10 protein-coding genes and 3 tRNA genes are annotated in these 14392 nt (G+C 72.0%); 6 read left to right on the top strand and 7 right to left on the bottom strand.

Features of this window, described 5'->3' with window-relative positions; translation table 11 throughout:
- Positions 1 to 103: 103 nt before the first annotated feature.
- The 3 genes from IE108_RS12805 to IE108_RS12795 all read right to left on the bottom strand — a co-directional run bounded on the left by IE108_RS12805 (position 104) and on the right by IE108_RS12795 (position 516).
- Positions 104 to 177, bottom strand: a tRNA-Ile gene (locus IE108_RS12805).
- A 188-nt stretch (positions 178 to 365) separates the two neighbouring features.
- Positions 366 to 438 (bottom strand) — tRNA-Asn (locus tag IE108_RS12800).
- 5 nt (positions 439 to 443) lie between these two features.
- Positions 444 to 516, bottom strand: a tRNA-Asn gene (locus IE108_RS12795).
- 141 nt (positions 517 to 657) lie between these two features.
- Between IE108_RS12795 and IE108_RS12790 the strand changes: the two genes are divergently transcribed.
- The 6 genes from IE108_RS12790 (at position 658) to IE108_RS12765 (ending at position 8332) form a co-directional block, all read left to right on the top strand.
- Entirely contained in the window at positions 658 to 972 is a 315-nt protein-coding gene (locus IE108_RS12790; protein WP_079163499.1) for a YtxH domain-containing protein, read from the top strand.
- Positions 973 to 1028: 56 nt separating this feature from the next.
- Complete coding sequence (locus IE108_RS12785) at positions 1029 to 2483, top strand: xylulokinase (protein ID WP_064727757.1); 1455 nt, start codon at positions 1029 to 1031, stop codon at positions 2481 to 2483.
- Positions 2484 to 2620: 137 nt separating this feature from the next.
- A complete protein-coding gene (locus tag IE108_RS12780) occupies positions 2621 to 4354 on the top strand; it encodes an ABC transporter ATP-binding protein (protein WP_064727758.1) in 1734 nt (577 codons plus the stop codon).
- A complete protein-coding gene (locus IE108_RS12775; RefSeq protein WP_064727759.1) occupies positions 4354 to 6282 on the top strand; it encodes an ABC transporter ATP-binding protein in 1929 nt (642 codons plus the stop codon). The genes IE108_RS12780 and IE108_RS12775 overlap by 1 nt, the downstream gene beginning before the upstream one ends.
- Positions 6283 to 6408: 126 nt before the next feature.
- Entirely contained in the window at positions 6409 to 7914 is a 1506-nt protein-coding gene (locus IE108_RS12770; protein ID WP_064727760.1) for an APC family permease, read from the top strand.
- Between the two features lies 1 nt (position 7915).
- On the top strand, positions 7916 to 8332 hold the full coding sequence (locus IE108_RS12765; RefSeq protein WP_064727761.1) for a universal stress protein: 417 nt from the start codon (positions 7916 to 7918) through the stop codon (positions 8330 to 8332).
- Between the two features lie 19 nt (positions 8333 to 8351).
- Here IE108_RS12765 and IE108_RS12760 read toward each other — a convergent pair whose 3' ends face one another.
- From IE108_RS12760 to IE108_RS12745, 4 genes are all read right to left on the bottom strand, one after another.
- Positions 8352 to 9611, bottom strand: coding sequence for an RNA polymerase sigma factor (locus IE108_RS12760; RefSeq protein WP_064731738.1), 1260 nt, complete (start codon positions 9609 to 9611; stop codon positions 8352 to 8354).
- Between the two features lie 122 nt (positions 9612 to 9733).
- Positions 9734 to 11662, bottom strand: a complete 1929-nt coding sequence (dnaG, locus tag IE108_RS12755; RefSeq protein ID WP_064727762.1) for a DNA primase — start codon at positions 11660 to 11662, stop codon at positions 9734 to 9736.
- A 29-nt stretch (positions 11663 to 11691) separates the two neighbouring features.
- On the bottom strand, positions 11692 to 12957 hold the full coding sequence (locus tag IE108_RS12750; protein ID WP_064727763.1) for an NAD(P)/FAD-dependent oxidoreductase: 1266 nt from the start codon (positions 12955 to 12957) through the stop codon (positions 11692 to 11694).
- Positions 12958 to 13102: 145 nt separating this feature from the next.
- Complete coding sequence (locus IE108_RS12745) at positions 13103 to 14377, bottom strand: deoxyguanosinetriphosphate triphosphohydrolase (protein WP_064727764.1); 1275 nt, start codon at positions 14375 to 14377, stop codon at positions 13103 to 13105.
- Positions 14378 to 14392: the final 15 nt, after the last annotated feature.

Raw genomic sequence — 14392 nt, 5'->3', positions numbered from 1 at the left:
TGAGTGACCCGGACCCGGAAGGACTGAAGCGGTGGTAGGTGAGGGCCGGGACTTCCCGGCCCTCACGCGCAGGTGAGAACGTTCCTGCGCCCAGGCGCTCGAGTGGGGCGGGTGGGACTCGAACCCACGGCCGACGGATTATGAGTCCGCTGCTCTAACCGGCTGAGCTACCGCCCCAAAGCGGCGTGTCGCGTACACGTGTGCGCGCCGTCTGCCGCAGCATAGCCGCTCATACGATCTCCTGCCTCGGACGGTCGGCTGCCGCGACGCCTTCTCGACCTTGAGGACTCCGCAGCGTGCCGCCCGGTTCCCGGGCTTGGCGGGAGACATGAAAAAGGACCCCGGAGGGGTCCTCGTTCACGGTGCTCCCCCGACTGGACTCGAACCAGTAACCTGCCGGTTAACAGCCGGCTGCTCTGCCAATTGAGCTACGGAGGACCGAGCTCCTCGGACTGGACTCGAACCAGTAACCTGCCGGTTAACAGCCGGCTGCTCTGCCAATTGAGCTACCGAGGAAAGTCTCGAACCGCATCGAACGCGTCGGCCTGGGTATTCGCCAGGGGGCGCGCGCTCGCTGCGACACATACATTAGCGCAAGCAGGGGGGTGCTCCGCCAATCGGTACTCTCCGGCACCTCGGAGCCAGCGAAGAAGAAGGGTGGCCACCATGCGTTACCGGCTCACGTTCGTCGTCGGACTAGCGGCGGGATACGTGCTCGGCACGAAGGCCGGGCGGGAACGGTACGAGCAGTTGCGGAAGTCCGCACGGCAGGTCGCGCAGAACCCGGCGGTGCGCAACACCGCCGAGTCGGCGGCCCAGCAGGGCAGGCACTTCGCGGACAAGGCGTACCACGTGGTCAGCGACAAGGTGGGTGACCGGATGCCCGACTCGGTGGCCCAGCGGGTCCGCTCGCTGCGGGAACGCGGCACGAACGGCACCGGCCCGGACGACTGGGGCACGAGCAACACCTGAGCCGCGAAGCCCCCACCGGGTACGGCCACGTCTCCCGGTGCGGCAGAATTTCGGGCATGGGGATAGTCGCCGGGTTGGACAGTTCGCCCGATTTCACTCGTATCGTCGTCTGCGATTCGGACACGGGTGCCGTGCTGCGCCAGGGCTACGCGCCGCACCCGCTGGACAGCCCCGAGGGCGGCGGCCGGCCCGCAGACGTCGATCCGCAGGCCTGGCTGTTGTCCCTCGGGGAGGCGGCCGGCGGCGGCCTGCTGGAAGGCGTGCAGGCCATCGGCGTGTCGGCGCAGGCCAACTCCGTGGTGCCGCTGGACGCCCAGGGCAACACCGTGCGCCCGGCCATGGTGGGCGGCGACAAGCGCGCCCAGGTGGCGGCGGCCGACCTCATCGACGGGCTCGGCGGCCGTGAGGCCTGGGCGCAGGCCGTGGGCGCCGTCCCGCAGGCCGCGCACCCGGTGACGAAGCTGCGCTGGCTGGCGCGGAGCGAGCCCGACGCCGCCGCCCGCACCGCGGTCCTGTTGCAGGCCCACGACTGGCTGGTGTGGCAGCTGCTCGGGAGGCCGGTCCGGCGGACCACCGACCGGGGCGGCGCCTCGGGCACCGGCTACTGGTCGGCGGCGACCGGCGCCTACCGTCCCGACCTGGTCGAGCTGGCCCTCGGCCACCAGGTGATGCTGCCGGAGGTGATCGGCCCCGCCGAGGCCGCCGGTACGACACCCGAGGGGCTGCTGATCTCCGCCGGTACCGGCGAGACCCAGGCCGCCGCCTTCGGGCTCGGCATCGGCCTGGGCGACGCGGTGGTGTCGCTGGGCGCGTCCGGCTCCGTGATGGCCGTGCACACCGAGCCGCTCGTCGACCAGTCCGGCATGATCACCGCCCTCGCGGACGCGACCGGCATGCACCTTCCGGTCGTCACCACGCTGAACGCCGTACGCACCCTGCGCGGCGCCGCCGAGCTGCTCGGCGTACCGGACCTGGAGAGCCTGTCCGAGCTGGCGATGAAGTCGACGCCCGGCGCGCACGGGCTGGTGCTGCTCCCCTATCTGGAGGGTGAGCGGACGCCGAACCTGCCGCACACCGCCGGCACCCTCGCCGGCCTCAGGCGCGAGTCGATGCGGCCGGAGCACCTGGCGCGGGCCGCGTTCGAGGGGATGCTGTGCGGGCTCGGGGACGCCCTGGACGTGCTGCGCGGCCGGGGCGTGGACGTGCGCCGGGTCTTCCTGCTGGGCGCGGCGGCCGAGCTGCCGGCCGTGCAGGCGGCGGCGCCCGCGCTGTTCGGCACGCAGGTCGTCGTGCCGCAGCCGGCGGACTACGCGGCGATCGGCTCGGCCCGGCAGGCGGCCTGGGCGCTGGGCGTGTCGCAGGGCACGCTGGACCCGCGGACCCCGCCCGTCTGGCAGGGCGCGGTGGCCCAGGTGCTGGAGCCGGGCGAAGAGCTGGCGGTGGGGCAGGCCGTGCGGCAGCAGTTCGTCTCCGTGCGCGAGCAGACCCACCCGGGCGCGCTGCGGACCTGACGCGGGCCGCGGTCGCGCCCTTGGGCCGGAATTTGCCGCGCTCTTGGGTTAATCGGTTGAGGTAACGAGGGTGGAGTGCCCGACGATAGGGGCCAGGGGCAACCACTCGCCCCGTCGCCGACTCCGAGAGACCCAGCGTGCTCATACGACTCCTGCGGACCTATCTCAGGCCCTACAAGAAACCCATCGCCCTGCTGGTGGCGCTGCAGTTCCTGCAGACCTGCGCGTCGCTGTACCTGCCGACCCTGAACGCGGACATCATCGACAACGGTGTCGTGAAGGGTGACTCCGGTTACATCCTGGGCTACGGCGCCGTGATGATCGGCATCTCCCTGGCCCAGGTGGTGTGCAACATCGGCGCCGTCTACTACGGCGCGCGCACGGCCTCCGCCCTCGGACGGGACGTGCGCGGTGCCGTCTTCGACCGGGTGCAGTCCTTCTCGGCGCGCGAGCTGGGCGGCTTCGGCGCGCCCTCGCTGATCACCCGGACCACCAACGACGTGCAGCAGGTCCAGATGCTGGCCCTGATGACGTTCACGCTGATGGTCTCGGCGCCCATCATGTGCGTGGGCGGCATCGTGATGGCGCTCGGTCTGGACGTGCCGCTGTCCGGGGTGCTGGTCGGCGTCGTGCCGGTGCTCGCGGTCTCGGTCACGCTGATCGTGCGGAAGCTGCGCCCGCTGTTCCGGGCGATGCAGGTGCGGCTGGACACGGTGAACCGGGTACTGCGGGAGCAGATCACCGGGAACCGCGTCATCCGCGCCTTCGTACGGGACGACTACGAGCAGGAGCGCTTCCGCAAGGCCAACACCGAGCTCACCGAGGTGGCGCTGGGCACCGGCAACCTGCTCGCGCTGATGTTCCCCGTGGTGATGACGGTGGTGAACCTGTCGTCGATCGCCGTGGTGTGGTTCGGCGCCCACCGCATCGACAGCGGCGGGATGCAGATCGGCGACCTGACCGCGTTCCTCGCCTATCTGATGCAGATCGTCATGTCCGTGATGATGGCCACCTTCATGTTCATGATGGTGCCGCGCGCGGAGGTGTGCGCCGAGCGCATCCAGGAGGTCCTGGACACCGAGAGCAGCGTGGTGCCGCCCCTCGCGCCGGTCACCGAGCTGCGCCGGCACGGGCACCTGGAGATCCGCGGGGCGGGCTTCCGCTATCCGGGGGCCGAGGAGCCGGTGCTCAGGCACATCGAACTGACCGCGCGGCCGGGCGAGACGACCGCCGTCATCGGCTCGACCGGCAGCGGCAAGTCGACCCTGCTCGGGCTGGTCCCGCGGCTGTTCGACGCCACCGACGGGGCGGTGCTGGTCGACGGGGTGGACGTGCGGGACGTCGACCCGAAGGTGCTGGCCCGGATCGTGGGGCTGGTGCCGCAGAAGCCCTACCTCTTCGCGGGCACCGTGGCGACCAACCTGCGCTACGGCAATCCGGACGCCACCGACGAGGAGCTGTGGCACGCCCTGGAGGTGGCGCAGGCGAAGGACTTCGTCGCCGCGCTGGAGGGCGGTCTCGACGCGCCGGTCGCGCAGGGCGGCACCAACGTGTCGGGCGGCCAGCGGCAGCGGCTCGCCATCGCCCGGACGCTGGTCCAGCGCCCGGAGATCTACCTCTTCGACGACTCCTTCTCCGCGCTCGACTACGCGACCGACGCGGCGCTGCGGGCCGAGCTGGGGCGGGAGACGGCCGAGGCGACCGTGGTGATCGTCGCCCAGCGGGTGGCGACCATCCGGGACGCCGACCGGATCGTGGTGCTGGACGAGGGCCGGGTGGTCGGCGTGGGCCGGCACCACGAGCTGATGGCGGACAACGAGACCTACCGGGAGATCGTGCTCTCCCAGCTGACGGAAGCGGAGGCTGCCTGATGGCCGGGCCTGCGGGTCGCATGATGGCCGGGGGCGGCCCCGACCAGCGTTCGATGGACTTCAAGGGGTCGGGCAAACGGCTCGTCGCCCGGTTCCGGCAGGAGCGGACGACCCTGTTCACCCTGGTGGGCTGCATCGTCGTCAGCGTCGGCCTGAGCGTGGTCGGGCCGAAGATCCTCGGCCGGGCCACCGACCTGGTCTTCGCGGGGATCGTCGGGCGGGACATGCCGTCCGGGGCCACGAAGGAGCAGGTCCTGGAGGGGATGCGGGAGCGCGGTGACGGCCGGACGGCGGACATGCTCCGCGGCACCGACTTCACCCCGGGCCAGGGCATCGACTTCGACGCGGTGGGCCGGGTGCTGCTGCTGGCGCTGGCCGTGTTCGCGGTGGCCGGGCTGCTGATGGCGGTCGCCACCCGGCTGGTGAACCGGGCGGTCAACCGCACCATGTTCCGGCTGCGCGAGGACGTGCAGACGAAGCTGTCGCGGCTGCCGCTGTCGTACTTCGACAAGCGGCAGCGCGGTGAGGTGCTCAGCCGCGCCACCAACGACATCGACAACATCGGGCAGACGCTCCAGCAGTCGATGGGCCAGCTGATCAACTCGCTGCTCACGATCATCGGCGTGCTGGCGATGATGTTCTACGTCTCCTGGATCCTCGCGCTGGTCGCGCTGGTGACCGTGCCGCTGTCGTTCGTGGTGGCCACCCGGGTGGGCAAGCGGTCGCAGCCGCAGTTCGTACGGCAGTGGCGCACGACGGGGCAGCTGAACGCGCACATCGAGGAGATGTACACCGGGCACGCGCTCGTCAAGGTGTTCGGGCGGCAGGAGGAGTCGGCGAAGCAGTTCGCCGAGCAGAACGACGAGCTGTACGAGGCCGGGTTCAGGGCGCAGTTCAACAGCGGCATCATGCAGCCGCTGATGATGTTCGTCTCCAACCTCAACTACGTGCTGGTCGCGGTGGTGGGCGGTCTGCGGGTGGCCTCGGGTTCGCTGTCCATCGGCGACGTGCAGGCCTTCATCCAGTACTCCCGGCAGTTCTCCATGCCGCTGACGCAGGTCGCCTCGATGGCGAACCTGGTGCAGTCCGGCGTGGCGTCGGCGGAGCGGGTCTTCGAACTGCTGGACGCCGAGGAGCAGTCGGCCGACCCGCTCCCGGGCTCCCGGCCCGAGGACCTGCGCGGGCGGGTGGCGCTGGAGCAGGTGTCCTTCCGGTACGACCCGGAGAAGCCGCTGATCGAGGACCTGTCGCTGACGGTGGAGCCGGGGCACACGGTCGCCATCGTCGGACCGACGGGGGCCGGCAAGACGACCCTGGTCAACCTGCTGATGCGGTTCTACGAGGTGTCCGGCGGGCGGATCACGCTGGACGGCGCGGACATCGCGAGGATGTCCCGGGACGAGCTGCGGGCCGCGATCGGCATGGTGCTCCAGGACACCTGGCTGTTCGGCGGCACCATCGCCGAGAACATCGCGTACGGGGCGTCGCGGAAGGTCACGCGCGGGGAGATCGAGGAGGCGGCGCGGGCCGCGCACGCCGACCGGTTCGTGCGGACCCTGCCCGACGGCTACGACACGGTGATCGACGACGAGGGCACGGGGGTGAGCGCCGGAGAGAAGCAGCTCATCACGATCGCGCGGGCGTTCCTGTCCGACCCGGTGATCCTGGTCCTCGACGAGGCGACGTCGTCCGTGGACACCCGTACCGAGGTGCTGATCCAGAAGGGGATGGCCAAGCTGGCGCACGGGCGGACCTCGTTCGTGATCGCGCACCGGCTGTCGACGATCCGGGACGCGGACACGATCCTGGTGATGGAGAACGGCGCGATCGTGGAGCAGGGCGCGCACACGGAGCTGCTGGCGGCGGACGGTGCGTACGCCCGGCTGTACCGGGCGCAGTTCGCGCAGGCGGTGGCCGAGGTGGAGTAGCGCGCCCGCCCCGCCGGTGCTCCGACGGCGTCGTCCGGATGAGATCTGCCCGCAACCACCTCATATTGGTAGAGGGCAGGACAATCCCCTTGTCCGGCCGACGCCCGCACACCGGAGCGAGGGGCCATGGCCACCACCACCGAGGGAACCGAGGGAGAGGCCGGAGGACCGCCCGGCCTGAAGGCCAACGCGATCGGCTTCGTCGACGCGCTGGTCATCGGACTCAACGCGACGTCGCCGGCGTATTCGCTGGCGGCGGTCATCGGTCCGGTCGTGGCGCTGGTCGGGATCTACGCGCCGGGCGTGATGTTCGCGTCCTTCGTGCCGATGCTGCTGATCGCCTCCGCGTTCTACTACCTCAACAAGGTCGACCAGGACTGCGGGACGACGTTCTCCTGGGTCACCCGGGCCATGGGACCGTGGTCCGGGTGGCTCGGCGGGTGGGCCATCGCCATGACCGGCGTACTGGTCGTCGGCTCGCTCGCGGACGTCGCCGTCACCTTCGGCCTGCTCACCGTGGGGCTCGACAGCTGGGCCGAGAACGAGGTCGTGCGGCAGCTGCTCACCGTGCTGCTGATCCTGGTGATGACCGGGGTCTGCGTGATCGGCACGGAACTGTCGGCCCGGGTGCAGAACGTGCTGATCCTGGCGCAGGTGGCCTGTCTGCTGGCCTTCGCGGTGGTCGCGCTGTACCGGGTCTACGCCGGCACGGGCACCCTCGACTCGGTCAGACCCGCGGCCGACTGGATGAACCCCTTCGGCTCCGGAGGCGCGTCCCTGACCGCCGCGCTGCTCCTCGGGGTGTTCATCTACTGGGGCTGGGAGTCGGCGGTCAACCTCACCGAGGAGATCCGGGACTCCGCGTCCGCACCCGGCCGGGCGGCCGTCTGGTCGACGATCGTGCTCCTGGTGACGTACGTGGCGGTCGGCTTCGCGGTGGTGGCGTACGCCGGGCCGCTGTTCCTGTCCGAGAACGCGGGCGAGGAGGAGTTCGTCTTCGCCCTGCTGGCCGGCGAGGCCATGGGGGGCTGGGACTGGGTGGTGCTGCTCGCGGTGTCCACGTCCGCGCTGGCCTCCACCCAGACGACGATCATCCCGGCCTCGCGCACGGCGCTGTCGATGGCCCGCCGCCGGGCGCTGCCCGCCTCCTTCGGCCGCATCCACCCCCGCTACCGCACGCCCGACGTGTCCACCTGGTGGGTGGCCGGCATCGCCATCGTCTGGTATCTCGTGGTCCGGCAGATCAGCGAGAACGCGCTGTTCGACTCGCTGACCGCGCTGTCGCTGCTGATCGCGTTCTACTACGCCCTGACGGGCATCGCGTGCGCGGTGTACTACCGGCGCCGCCTCACCGAGAGCCTGCGCAACCTGCTGCTGATCGGGGTGGGTCCGCTGGTCGGGGCGGGGCTGCTGATCTGGCTGCTGGTGGAGTCCGTGATCGACATGGCGGACCCGGCCAACTCCTACAGCGGGGTGTCCTGGCTGGGGCTCGGTCCCCCGCTGGTCATCGGCATCGGCATCGCCCTGGTCGGGGTGGTCGTGATGCTCGTGTGGCGGTTCGTGTCACCGGCGTTCTGGTCGGAGCGGCCCGGTGTGGCGGGGCCGGAGCCCCTGAAGAACGAGGAGAGCTGAGATGTCGGTGGTCCTCGGGTACGACGAGTCCGCGGGCGCCGTCCGCGCGCTGCGGGTCGCGGTGGAGGTGTCGGCCGCGTTCGGCGAGCCCCTGGTGCTCGTCTACGGCGCCGCGGCGCCCGGGTCGATGGGCGAGGAGTACGGCTCCCACCACGAGGCGCTGGTGGAGACGGGGCGGACGGCGCTGCGGCACGCGGTGGAGGCGGCCGACGAGGCGGGGGTGCCCAGCACGGTCGAGATCATCGACGAGAAACCCGCGCAGGCCCTGATCACCGCGGCCGCCCGGCACGGGGCGCGGGTGATCGTGGTGGGCAGCTGGGGCGAGAGCCCGATGCGCGGGGCGCTGCTGGGCTCCACCCCGCACAAGCTGCTGCACCTCTCGCCGTTCCCGGTGCTGTGCGTGCCGACCGAGGAGTGACGTCCGCCCGGCGGCCGGGTCAGTCCAGGTAGCCGCGCAGCTGGTCGGCGTAGGCGTGGTCGCGGAGCTTGTTGAGGGTCTTGGACTCGATCTGGCGTATCCGCTCCCGGGTGACGCCGAAGATGCGGCCTATCTCCTCCAGGGTGCGGGGGCGGCCGTCGTCCAGGCCGTAGCGGAGCTGGACGACCTTGCGCTCGCGCTCGCCGAGGGTGGAGAGCACGGCCTCCAGGTGCTGGCGCAGCAGCAGGAAGGCGGCGGACTCGACGGGGCTGGCGGCGTCGCCGTCCTCGATCAGGTCGCCGAGGGCCACGTCGTCCTCCTCGCCGACGGGGGCGTGCAGCGAGACCGGCTCCTGGGCGAGGCGCAGCACCTCGCCGACCCGCTCGGGGGCGAGGTCGAGGTGGTCGGCGACCTCCTGCGGGGTGGGCTCGTAGCCGCGTTCCTGGAGCATCCGGCGCTGGACGCGGACGACCCGGTTGATCAGTTCGACGACGTGGACGGGGACGCGGATGGTGCGGGCCTGGTCGGCCAGGGCGCGGGACATGGCCTGGCGGATCCACCAGGTGGCGTAGGTGGAGAACTTGTAGCCGCGGGCGTAGTCGAACTTCTCCACCGCGCGGATCAGCCCGAGGTTGCCCTCCTGGACCAGGTCGAGCATGGTCAGTCCGCGTCCGACGTAGCGCTTCGCCACCGACACCACGAGCCGCAGGTTCGCCTCGATCAGACGGCGCTTGGCGACCCGGCCGAGGACGACGAGCCGGTCCAGGTCGAGGGCGAGGCCGCTGTCCAGGTCGGGGGTGAGCCGCAGCTTCTCCTCGGCGAACAGCCCGGCCTCCACGCGCCGCGCCAGGTCGACCTCCTCGGCCGCGCTGAGCAGCGGGATCCGCCCGATCTCGCGCAGGTACTGCCGGAAGAGGTCGGAGGAGGGCCCGCCGGACTCCGTACGGGTGGGCGGCGGCGGCTCGGCGGACTCGGCGGGCTCCACGGCGTCGCCGCCCCCGCCCGGCTCCTCCGGCTCGGCCACGTCCGCGGGTTCCGCCGGGTCGTCCGGCCGGTCCGCGGCGCGGTGCCGCACGTCCGCCGCGACGATCCCGCCGCGCGCGTCCCGCTCCGCGCCGTCGGTACCGGTGTGGGTCTGGGTGAGGGTCTGGGTCTGCACGGGGGCGACCTCCAGGATGGACGCGGCCGGCGGGGGCCGGCGGCGGTACTTCGGGGCGCGGAGCCGGCCCCGTACGCCCTGCGACGGAACCGCGGGAACCGGCGACCCGCCGCAACGGATCAGCCGCACTCCGAGGACTCGGGCACCGCCCCCAGTGTGGGGTACGACACATCACCGCCACGAGGGGCGTGCGGTGACTTTTTGCGTCCGGGGCGTGACCGGGCGATTACCCGGGGTCGGCTCTAGAGGGCCGCGGCGCCGTGGACGCGGAGGTTCTGGTCGTACTGCTGGAGGATCCACAGCTCGTTCTGGACCGCGGCCAGTTCGGCCGGGTCGCCGTGGCCGGAGAGGCGGGTGAGGCGGCCGGTGATGTCGCGGATGCGGCGTTCTACGGCGCGGCGGCGGACCGTGACCAGCTGGGCGCCGGCGTAGACGTCGTCGACGCCCTTCACGCCGCGGTGCAGCATGATCGCCTCGACCGCGAGTTCGGTGACCATGGCGCGGACGGTGTCGTCGGGGGCCGCCTCGCGCACCCGGACCAGGTAGTCCTGCGGGTCCTGGACGCCGAACTCGGCGCCGCCCGCCGCCAGGATCGCCTCGCGTACGGCGGCGTAGGGCGGGGCGGTGAACTCGTCGACGCCGTACGCGTCGAAGGCCGGGGAGACCAGTTCCGGGCGTTGGAGGGCGAGTTTGAGGAGTTCGCGTTCGGTGGCGAAGACGGGGTTGCGGAGGTTGAGGGCCGGGCCGCGGGGGCCGGGGCGGGTGGCGGCGCCCTGGTGCTGGGAGACGCCGCCGTGCTGGTGCCGGTCGGGGGCGGGGGCGCCGCGGCCGCCCCGGTCGCGGGCCCAGCGGGCCAGCTGGGCGATGCGCTTGACGACGAACTGGGTGTCGAGGATGCCGAGCATGCCGGCGAGCTGCACGGCGACCTCGTGCTGGGCGCCGCTGTTCTTGATGCGGGCGACCACGGGGGCGGCCTCGTCCAGTGCGGCGGCGCGGCCGGCCGGGGTGTCCAGGTCGTAGCGGGAGACGATCTGGCGCAGCGCGAACTCGAAGAGCGGGGTGCGCGGCTCGACGAGGTCCGCCACCGCGTCGTCGCCCTTGGCGAGGCGCAGGTCGCAGGGGTCCATGCCGTCGGGGGCGATGGCGATGTAGGTCTCGGCGGCGAACTTCTGGTCGTCCTCGAAGGCGCGCAGGGCCGCCTTCTGGCCGGCCGCGTCGCCGTCGAAGGTGAAGATGACGCGGGCCGAGCCGTTGTCCATGAGGAGGCGGCGGAGGATCTTGATGTGGTCGCCGCCGAAGGCCGTGCCGCAGGTCGCGATGGCGGTGGTCACGCCGGCCAGGTGGCAGGCCATGACGTCGGTGTAACCCTCGACGACGACCGCGCGGGAGGCCTTCGCGATGTCCTTCTTCGCCAGGTCGATGCCGTAGAGGACCTGGGACTTCTTGTAGATCGCGGTCTCGGGGGTGTTCAGGTACTTCGGCCCGTTGTCCGCCTCGTAGAGCTTGCGGGCGCCGAAGCCGACGACGTCGCCGCCGATGTCGCGGATGGGCCACATCAGCCGGCCGCGGAACCGGTCGATGGGTCCGCGCCGGCCCTCCTGGGCGATGCCGGAGAGGACCAGCTCCTTGTCGCTGAAGCCCTTGCCCCGCAGGTAGCGGGTGAGGTGGTCCCAGCCCTGGGGGCTGTAGCCGACGCCGAAGTGCTGGGCGGCCGCCTGGTCGAAGCCGCGGTCGGCGAGGAAGGCGCGGCCGGTGTCCGCCTCGGGGCTGGTGGCCAGCTGCTCCGCGTACCACTGCGCGGCGATCTTGTGGGCCTCGACCAGGCGGATGCGCTCGCCGCGCTGGTGGCTGGGGTTGTACCCGCCCTCCTCGTAGCGCAGGGTGATCCCGGCCTGGCCCGCCAGGCGCTCGACCGCCTCGGAGAAGGTGAGGTGGTCGATCTTCATCACGAACGTGATGGTGTCGCCGCCCTCCTGGCAGCCGAAGCAGTGGAAGAACCCCTTGCTCGGACTGACCTGGAAGGACGGGGACTTCTCGTCGTGGAAGGGGCACAGGCCCTTCAGATTGCCGCCGCCCGCGTTGCGCAGCTGGAGGTACTCCGAGACGACGGCGTCGATCGGGACCGCGTCCCGTACCGCCTTCACGTCCTCGTCGTTGATCCGTCCTGCCACGCGTGAAGTCTACGGGGACGGTACGACAGCTATGCGATGAGGCTTTCCAGGGATACGTGCGGGTTCGCCAGGGCCTCCGTATCCACCGGGGTCTTCGAGCGGATCAGCCGCTGGATCGGCTCCGTGACGTCCCACACGTTCACGTTCATGCCGGCCAGGACGCGGCCCTCCTTCACCCAGAACGCGAGGAACTCGCGCTTGGCCGCGTCCCCGCGGATCACCACCTCGTCGTACGACCCCGCGGGCGCCCAGCCGGAGTACTCCATCCCCAGGTCGTACTGGTCGGTGAAGAAGTAGGGGACGCGGTCGTGGGCCGTGCCCCTGCCGAGCATCGCGCGGGCCGCGGCGGGGCCGCCGTTCAGCGCGTTGGCCCAGTGCTCGACGCGCAGCCGGGTGTCGAAGAGCGCGTGGTGGAAGGAGGCCACGTCGCCGGCCGCGTGGATGTCGGGGTCGGAGGTGCGCAGGTGCTCGTCGACCACGATGCCGCCGCCGTGCGCGCGGTCGGCGATCTCCAGTCCGGCCGCCTGCGCGAGCGCGGTGCGCGGGGCGGCGCCGATCGCGGCGAGCACGTCGTGCGCCGGGTGTTCCTCGCCGTCGTCGGTGCGGGCCGCCAGGACCATGCCGTCCTGGCCGACGATCTCCGTCAGCTCCACGCCGAAGCGGAAGCGCACGCCGTGCGACTCGTGCAGCTCGGCGAAGACGGCGCCCAGCTCGGGGCCGAGGACGCCGTGCAGCGGGGTCGGGCCGGGCTCGACCACCGTCACCTCCGCCCCGTACTCGCGGGCCGCGGCCGCGACCTCCAGGCCGATCCAGCCCGCCCCGGCGATCACGAGGTGGCCGTTGTCCCGGCCGAGGGAGGCGAGGACGCCCTTGAGGCGCTCGGCGTGGGCGAGGCGGCGCAGGTGGTGGACGCCCGCGAGGCCGGTGCCGGGGACGTCGAGGCGGCGGGGCTCGGCGCCGGTGGCGATGAGCAGCTTGTCGTACCTGACGTGGGTGCCGTCGTCGCCGTAGTGGACGGTCTTGGCCTCGCGGTCGATCGCGACGACCGTCTGGCCGAGGTGCAGCTCGACGTCGTGCGCCGCGTACCAGCCGGGCTCGTGGACGAAGACGCTGTCGCGCTCCTCCTTGCCTAGGAGGTAGCCCTTGGACAGCGGGGGGCGCTCGTAGGGGTGGTCGCGCTCGTCGCAGATGAGGATGACCCGGCCGGTGAAGCCCTCCGTGCGGAGCGTCTCGGCCGCCTTCGCGCCCGCCAGGCCGCCTCCGACGATGACGAATGTCTGATCCGCGTCGACCACTTGTTTGCCTCCTCGTCAGGGTGCCGCCACATGCGAGCGTCCCGCACGCGGCGTGGTGCGGGAAGGGGGAGCGGCCCGATCAGGCCACGCGGGGTCCGGTTGCCGGAGCCGCGCGGCCTGTCGGGTCACACCCGTCCCACCAGTCTCATGGATGCCCCGTCAGCCGGGCGTGAAGCGAGCGGGCCGAGGCGTCGGTGAGGGAGGCGATCTGGTCGACGATCACCCGTTTGCGGGCCCGGTCGTCGGCGGCGGCGTCGAACAGGGCCCGGAACTGCGGGTCGAGGCCGTCGGGGGCGCGGGCGGTCAGCGCCTCGGCCAGTTCCGCGACGACGATCCGCTGGTCGGCGCGGAGCCGCTCCTGCTCGCTGCGCTGCATCACGTACCGCACGGCGACCGCCTTGAGGACGGCGCACTCCAGCTGGGTCTCCCTCGGGACGACCAGCTCGGCGGTGTACCGGGTGAGCCGGCCGCCGCCGTACGCGGCCCGGGTCGCGGTCTCCGCGGCCAGGCAGAACCGGCCGATGAGCTGGCTGGTGGCGTCCTTGAGCCGGGCCTGGGCGCCGGCCGTGCCGTCGTAGCCGTGCGGCCACCAGTCCTGGGCGAGCAGCCGGTCGAGGGCGGCGGCGAGTTCGGCGTGGTCGGTGCCGGCGGGGACGTAGCGGCCGACGGCGGCGTCGAAGACGGCCTCGCGCTCGGGGTCGGCGAGCAGGCAGTTCGGGTCGATGTGGCCGGCGTGCAGGCCGTCCTCGACGTCGTGCACGGAGTACGCCACGTCGTCGGCCCAGTCCATGACCTGGGCCTCGAAGCAGATGCGGGCGCCGGGGGCGTCCTTGCGCAGCCATTCGAAGACGGGCCGGTCGTCGTCGTAGACGCCGAACTTCCGCGAGGCCGGGTCGGTGGGGTGGGAGCCCCGGGGCCAGGGGTACTTGGTGGCGGCGTCGAGGGTGGCGCGGGTCAGGTTGAGGCCGACGGGGCCGTCGTCGGTGAAGCGCTTGGGCTCGATGCGGGTGAGGAGCCGGAGGGACTGGGCGTTGCCCTCGAAGCCGCCGCAGTCCTCGGCGAAGGTGTTGAGCGCGAGTTCGCCGTTGTGCCCGAAGGGCGGGTGGCCGAGGTCGTGGGAGAGGCAGGCGGCCTCCACGAGGTCGGGGTCGCAGCCGAGGGCGGCGCCGAGTTCGCGGCCGACCTGGGCGCACTCCAGGGAGTGGGTGAGGCGGGTGCGGGGGCTGGCGTCCCACATGGGGGTGCCCTCGCCCGGGGTGACGACCTGGGTCTTGCCGGCGAGGCGGCGCAGCGCGGCGGAGTGGAGGATGCGGGCGCGGTCGCGTTGGAAGGCGGTGCGGCCGGGGCGTTTGTCCGGCTCGGGGGCCCAGCGGGCGACTGACGTCGGGTCGTAGGGGGGTGCGGTGACTGTGCCTTCCATGTGATGAACAGTAAG

Origin of the sequence: Streptomyces parvulus (assembly GCF_014648855.1) — a bacterium.
Lineage (GTDB): Bacteria > Actinomycetota > Actinomycetes > Streptomycetales > Streptomycetaceae > Streptomyces > Streptomyces parvulus.
Note: the sequence above shows the minus strand (reverse complement) of the source record. Positions and strands in the feature narration are given on the sequence as shown.

Excerpts from the sequence above, each read along its gene's own strand:
- IE108_RS12785 (WP_064727757.1), top strand. The coding sequence starts at position 1,029 with ATGGGGATAGTCGCCGGGTTGGACAGTTCGCCCGATTTCACTCGTATC.
- IE108_RS12775 (WP_064727759.1), top strand. The coding sequence starts at position 4,354 with ATGGCCGGGCCTGCGGGTCGCATGATGGCCGGGGGCGGCCCCGACCAG.
- IE108_RS12770 (WP_064727760.1), top strand. The coding sequence starts at position 6,409 with ATGGCCACCACCACCGAGGGAACCGAGGGAGAGGCCGGAGGACCGCCC.
- IE108_RS12765 (WP_064727761.1), top strand. The coding sequence starts at position 7,916 with ATGTCGGTGGTCCTCGGGTACGACGAGTCCGCGGGCGCCGTCCGCGCG.
- IE108_RS12745 (WP_064727764.1), bottom strand. The coding sequence starts at position 14,377 with ATGGAAGGCACAGTCACCGCACCCCCCTACGACCCGACGTCAGTCGCC.